We start from the raw sequence: 6,340 nt of genomic DNA on the forward strand, positions 1-6,340 counted from the left end.
AAAGCTTTTTAATTGATCAGCTCTATTTTGTAAATCATTAGCTTGTTCTAGATTGCCTTTTAGCATCTTAGTTACCTCATCTCCTAAAAGATTAGCAACAATCTCTACTTCACCTTTTGGGTTATTAATTCTACTAGTAAAGTCAAGCTGTTTAAATTTATCAAATGCGCCTTGAATAGTATTGATATCACTACCTATTTTTTGTTCTAATACATCAAGCATATGATTTAGGACGTTTTTAAGCCTTAAAAGTTCAGGTGATACTGGATTTAATTTTATTCTAGCAGTTAAGTTGCCATTTTCTACATCGTGAACTTTTTGTAGTGCTTCTTCAACTGCTTTAGAGTCTTTTTCTAAATTTGATTTAATAGAGATGATATTATCATTTATAGCTTTTGCCATATTACCTATCTCATCATATTGAGTAATTACAGCTAAATGAGCATCATCTCTTTTGTGGTTTAAGAAATCAAAGAACTCAAGAAGCGAATTTCTAATATCTTCGATTCTGCGAACTAGTAGCTTAGTCGCAAAGAATAGGCCAAATCCACCTAGTAATGCTACAAATATTCCTAAGATTATAAGGCTATTCCTAGCTGATCTAACTTGAGCAAATATCTCATCACTTGGTACAAGCGTAGCAAGACCCCAGTTAGCTTCTACATAATTAATATCTATTTTTGATAGCATAATATACGCATCTTGATTTAAATTTTTACTAAATCCAGCAACTCTTGCATAATTATGATTAGGATCTGTTAAAACTGGCATTAACTGAACTAAATTTGGATTTACTTGAGCTATTGATTTTCCTCGATTTGCTGGATTTGGATTGGCTACCATTATACCTTTGTGCGATGTTAAGAAGCTTGTATCAGTATTATATAATTTAACCTCTTTTAGTCTGTTGATAAAAAAATTATCAAGATCTAAATCAGCACCTATTATACCTATAGTTTTACCTTTATATTTAATAGGGAATGTAATAGATGCCATATTCATTACCATACCCTCTATATGATCCTCATATGGCTCAGTAATCGTAGGCTTACTAAGACCATTAATAAAGTAATCTTTAGTTTTATAATCATCTTCTAAACGCTCAAATCTACCATGCATATTTACATACATAGCTAGATCTCCAGCTTGGGTATATCTTGGATCGCTTGAGTTTGGATTTTTAGCATAGATGCTATTATCTACAGTATAGAAAAACACGCCAACAGATAGCTTTGTATCATTAATTGTTGCATTAAGTAGTGAACCAATTGCCTCTATAGGCATTGGAGTGCCCGTTGCAAGACCTGCTTCCATAACATTAGCATATGCGTGAAAATCATCAGCAAGCTTATTAAACTCAGCAGCTATTAAATCAGCATGAGATAGCGAGCTAGACTCCATATATGCCATAGCCGTACCCTCAGCCCTATTTGTTGATTGGTATGTAGCTACGCTTACTACCATAGCAACGATAAGTCCGCTAAATATAAAGCCTGCAATAGCTAGCTTTATGGATAACTTCATATGTTTAAACATAACCCATCCTTAGTATAAAATTTATTGTCTAGTATTTTACCCAAGATTTAATTTATAAAAACTTAAAATAGATAGATTAATTATTATAAGAAAATTATATATAAATATTTAAGCCAAATTTAAATTTGACTTAAATTATTTACAATCTAGCGTATAATTTGTAGTATGATTTTTAAAGTGAGCAGGATATGGCATTGTAAAACTAAAACCTCTTTGATCGCCGCTTGGAAGGTCTTTGAGTATTAAAAATTCACCTTTTTGTGAACCTTTTTGGCTATGATTACTACCAATATAAGTATCAAAAAATCCACGATTTTCAAAATTACTAGCCTCTAATCTTTTTTCTGGAGTATTGATTAATTCAATATTGATTGTACATGAATTAATATAACCATAGCCAACATTTTTAATAATACCACTATAACTAATAGTCTCATTGATTAAGGTGCGTCTACCCTCTAAATTGATAATCTCTGCGACTTTAGTGTATTTATCTATTAACATCATTGAAACCATAGCTAAACAACTCATAACAGCAACATTAACAACAAGTAAGCTAATAGCTTGTTTAGTGCGGTGTTCTTTTAGGATTATTAAATAGGTAAATAAGCCAAACATCGATAAAATCAGTAACAATACTATTATATGAAATATATTAAAATAGCTCATTAAAAACACTCCGTTCTTAGTGTGGTGGTATAGTTTTGTGGGCGAAATTCTTTCATAACGAATTTAATTTCCTCAGTTTTGTCAGGTTCAATCTGCTCAGTTATAGCTACCTCTGTATGAAATGGGCTAAATTTAAACTTTAAATTTTCAAATTTGCTTTTTCCGATATTGTGAAAACTTAGCCTTATTCGGCACTTTTTAAATGGTTGCTTGGATTTATTTGTTATATTTATATCAGCTATCATAACATCAGAGTAAAATAACTGACGAAGCGGGGCAATATTTACATCTTTTGGGCGTGTTACATCATCAATGAATTTAAGTGAATAATTTATACCAGCACCTAGCCCTATAAAGCTAAGCAAAAATAAAAATATCGCAAAAAATGGACGCTTAAACATCATATAAATGGCTAAAATAAACAGCGCCAAAAATAGCAAAATTACCCACGAAACTGCGACATAATCATAAAATCCAAAGTTGCTCACATAAAATTTAATGGTAGAAAACATACTATTTGTCACGGGCTTTCTTCTCTTCTATTCCGCTTATGCCTTCACGGCGCTTTAGCTCTTCTAGTACTGCATTTGGATGAATATCATAATCAGCTAACGCAACAATCATGTGAAATAACACATCAGCTGCCTCATAAATAGCGTCATATTTTGGCTGGCCTGGTTTATGCTCGCCAAAACTCTCTTTGTTCATATTTGCATATAATTTAAAACGCTCTAAATCTTTAATCGCAAGAGCAAATTCACACGCTTCCTCAGATATTTTTTTAAGATAACTATCTGGAGATTTTGTATAAAGTTTAGCAATATATGAATTCGAGCTTGAATTTAGCTTTCTATCAAGTGCAATATGATAAAGATGGTCTAAGATATCATATTTTATCTCTTTATTTAAATTTGGCCTGCTGTTTTGTTCTAAATTTAAATGATTAAAAAAGCAAGATTTCTCTCCAGTATGACAAGCGATACCGCCTACTTGTTCTACTTTTAAAAGCAAGGCATCACTATCGCAATCAAGGCTGATGGATTTAACAATTTGAAAGTTACCGCTCTCTTCACCTTTTTTCCAAATTCTAGATTTAGTGCGTGAGTAGTAGTGAGCTAGACCAGTACTTTTAGTAAGCTCAAAGGCTTCTTGATTCATATATGCAAGCATTAAAACCTCATTAGTAGTAGCCTCTTGGACTACTACTGGGAGCATACCATCAATCTTATCCCAATTTACACTCACGCTCATCTAAAAATCCTTAATTTTGTGTTGAAGTTTGTCTTTGTTTATCTTTGGTATCTACCCAGATATTTGGAACAGCCCCACCAGGAGTTAAGAATATCTTAGCATCTGTATTTGTTTTTAAAGCCTCGTTAAACTCTTTTTGAGTTTGGATTTGTTTTAACTCTAAAAGATTATTTGTAAGACTTTTTGCTATTTGTGAATTTGAGTAAGCTTGTGCATCGGCTTCAATTTTTACAGCATCAGCTCTACCTTGGGCTTCGATTTTTACAGCTTCGGCTGTACCTTTAGCAAGAGCAGCTTTTTTAAGAGCTTCTTGATTTGCACGCTCAACTTCATATTTGGTACGCTCAGCCTCTTGTTTTGCTATTTGAACTCTTTCGATCTGTTCTTTTACTTTTGGTGGCAAGATAATCTCCCTTAGCTGAACACTAGCTAATTCTACTGGTTGATTTGGCTGCTTATCTATATCTGAGCGAATACCCATATCAATAGCTGCTGCGATATCATTTCTACGCTCTGGAAGCTCCTCGGCTGTATATTTACCAGTTACATTTCTTACAACATTTCTTACAACTGGATCTATTATTTTATTTTCCCAGCTAAAGCCCCACGCAGCAATGGTTTGTGGTGCATTTTGTGGATTTAGACGATACTGAACAGTAATATCCATACTAACAGGAAGTCCACGAGAGTCTAAAACCGATATAGTATCTTTAGTTTCAATCCCGCTACCACGGAAATTTGCTTCATTTCTACCCTCTGTAGAGGTATAATTGATCTGACGAACTTTAGTATCAACTATGCGTACCTCTTGAATAAAAGGTATAAAAAAATGAAATCCTGGCTGAAGCGGATTTGGGTCAAATTTACCAGCAGTAGATTTGATACCTACCTCACCTGAGTTAATAACTACAAATGGCTTAGCTACCACCAAGATAACAATTATAGCAATTAAAGCATATATAATGCCACTAAATTTACCTAAACCTCCGCCCAAATTTGGTACATTTGGCTTTTTAAAATTAAAATTTGGCTTCCTCTCATTGTTATTTGAGTTGCCATTTTTTTTATTAAAATAGTCATTTAAATCTGCAGGCAATTCTTATCCTTTAATTAATATAAGTAAGTAGATGTTCGTATTTTGGATTTTTACCCATTACTATATCAAAATACGCACCTTGAAGCTCATGCGATACTGGACCTCTTTTGCCACTACCAATTACTCTACTATCTATACTGCTAATTGGTGTAACCTCTGCTGCTGTTCCAGTAAAAAATGCTTCATCAGCGTTATAAGCTTCATCTCTAGTAATTCTTTGGCGAAGTACTGTATAGCCTAAATCTTTTGCTATTTGAATCACATTTTTTTGCGTAATACTCTCTAAGCTAGTGTCATTTGGTGGAGTTATGATTACTCCATCTTTTACGATAAAGAAACACTCGCCACTACCCTCAGCGATAAATCCTTGTGGATCAAGCAGCAAAGCCTCATCGCAGCCTGCTTCATGAGCTTCGTAATTTGCCATTTGAGAGTTAAAGTAATTAGCGCTTGCTTTGGCCTTTGACATCATAGAAAATGGTGCTGGCTTCATCCAAGAGGCGATTTTGACTTTTATACCATTTTGAAGAGCTTCTTCGCCCATATATGCACCCCACTGCCACGCTGCAATAGCGACATTTACTGGGCATCCAATATGACTAACGCCCATTTTACCATAGCCTAAAAATACAAGTGGACGAATATAGACATTATCTGTGTATGTGTTGCTTTTTAATAGGTCAATGTGTGCTTGATTGATCTGTTCAGCGGTAAATGGAATTGTAATCCCACAAGCCTTAGCAGATTCAAATAGCCTTTTTGTATGTGCTTCAAGGCAAAGAATAGCTAAACCCTTTGGTGTCATATAAGCTCTAACGCCTTCAAATACAGCATTGCCGTAGTGTAATGAATGAGTTAAAACATGAGTTGTAGCCTCGTGCCATTTGACTAATTTGCCATCATACCATATGTGTTCTGCTTCTGGTAGTGCCATTGTAACCTCTTTATGAAAAAATTTTAGGCAATATTTTATCTAAATTTAATTAATAAACCGATAAAAATTAATATAAAAGTGATAAAAATGATAAATTTAGCCTTGCTTTTGCAAATTTAGCATAGTATAAATTTAAACAATTACTATACGCAGCAGGCACAAGACATATAATAATATCTAAACTCAAAAGAATAAATTTGCTAGCAAACTTAGGCTATAAATCCGCTAGCTAAAACCCTTTGATTTTCATCATAAAATACAGCTAACTGACCGCTAGCAACAGCTCCGGCATTGCTCTTTAGCTCTACAGTTGCTACTTTATTGCTTACACGAACAACACATAAAATAGGCTTTGAACGATATCTAATTTTTACATAAGATTCAAATTCACTCAACTGAGTAAAATTATTAAAATTACGTGTTTTAAATTCATAGCACTCTAGTTCATCTTTTTTACCTACAGTAATCTCATTAGCTCTAGCATTGATACTAGTTACATAATGAGGATCATGTGCGCCATTGATTTTAAAGCCTTTGCGCTTGCCAATTGTATAATGCATATAGCCATCATGAGTACCGATAGCATCACCATTTGAATTACGAACAATACCTGGAAGATTGGTATTATAGTGCTGCTTTAAAACATCAATATATGTAGTCTCAACAAAACAAATCTCACTACTCTCCTTTTGTGAGGCAAACGATGCAATATGTGGTATTTGCGAAGCCTGGGCTTTTATATCGACTTTGAGCTTATCTCCAAGTGGAAAGATGATGTAAGGTTAAATTTGCGGGTCAAGATTGGCTAAGAAATAACTTTGATCTTTAGTCTCATCAATAGCAGATTTTATTAA

At 33.7% G+C, this 6,340-nt stretch carries 6 protein-coding genes and 1 pseudogene; all 7 read right to left on the reverse strand.

Going from position 1 to position 6,340, the window contains the following annotated elements; all coding sequences use genetic code 11:
- On the reverse strand, positions 1 to 1,536 hold a 1,536-nt coding region (locus J6V67_RS01185), incomplete at its 3' end, for a HAMP domain-containing protein (RefSeq protein WP_367205698.1).
- A 135-nt stretch (positions 1,537 to 1,671) separates the two neighbouring features.
- A complete protein-coding gene (locus tag J6V67_RS01190) occupies positions 1,672 to 2,205 on the reverse strand; it encodes a DUF2393 family protein (protein WP_291857454.1) in 534 nt (177 codons plus the stop codon).
- Positions 2,205 to 2,729 carry a DUF2393 family protein gene (locus J6V67_RS01195; protein WP_291857456.1) on the reverse strand — a complete coding sequence of 175 codons (525 nt, stop codon included), beginning with the start codon at positions 2,727 to 2,729 and terminating at the stop codon, positions 2,205 to 2,207. Before J6V67_RS01195 ends, J6V67_RS01190 begins: the two co-directional genes overlap by 1 nt.
- Positions 2,719 to 3,456 (reverse strand): bifunctional phosphoribosyl-AMP cyclohydrolase/phosphoribosyl-ATP diphosphatase HisIE, encoded by a 738-nt coding sequence (hisIE, locus tag J6V67_RS01200; protein ID WP_291857458.1) that lies wholly within the window; start codon positions 3,454 to 3,456, stop codon positions 2,719 to 2,721. The genes J6V67_RS01195 and hisIE overlap by 11 nt, the downstream gene beginning before the upstream one ends.
- A 10-nt stretch (positions 3,457 to 3,466) precedes the next feature.
- Positions 3,467 to 4,552, reverse strand: coding sequence for an SPFH domain-containing protein (locus J6V67_RS01205; protein WP_291857460.1), 1,086 nt, complete (start codon positions 4,550 to 4,552; stop codon positions 3,467 to 3,469).
- A 10-nt stretch (positions 4,553 to 4,562) separates the two neighbouring features.
- Positions 4,563 to 5,486, reverse strand: a complete 924-nt coding sequence (locus J6V67_RS01210; protein ID WP_291857462.1) for a branched-chain amino acid transaminase — start codon at positions 5,484 to 5,486, stop codon at positions 4,563 to 4,565.
- Between the two features lie 209 nt (positions 5,487 to 5,695).
- A pseudogene (locus J6V67_RS01215) lies at positions 5,696 to 6,340 on the reverse strand (tRNA methyl transferase PRC-barrel domain-containing protein); the annotation flags it as partial.

Origin of the sequence: Campylobacter sp. (assembly GCF_017646085.1) — a bacterium.
Taxonomy (GTDB): Bacteria; Campylobacterota; Campylobacteria; order Campylobacterales; family Campylobacteraceae; genus Campylobacter.

What these genes read in the sequence shown, in the direction of transcription:
- J6V67_RS01190 (WP_291857454.1), bottom strand. Translation starts at nt 2,205, where the DNA reads ATGAGCTATTTTAATATATTTCATATAATAGTATTGTTACTGATTTTA.
- hisIE (WP_291857458.1), bottom strand. Translation starts at nt 3,456, where the DNA reads ATGAGCGTGAGTGTAAATTGGGATAAGATTGATGGTATGCTCCCAGTA.
- J6V67_RS01210 (WP_291857462.1), bottom strand. Translation starts at nt 5,486, where the DNA reads ATGGCACTACCAGAAGCAGAACACATATGGTATGATGGCAAATTAGTC.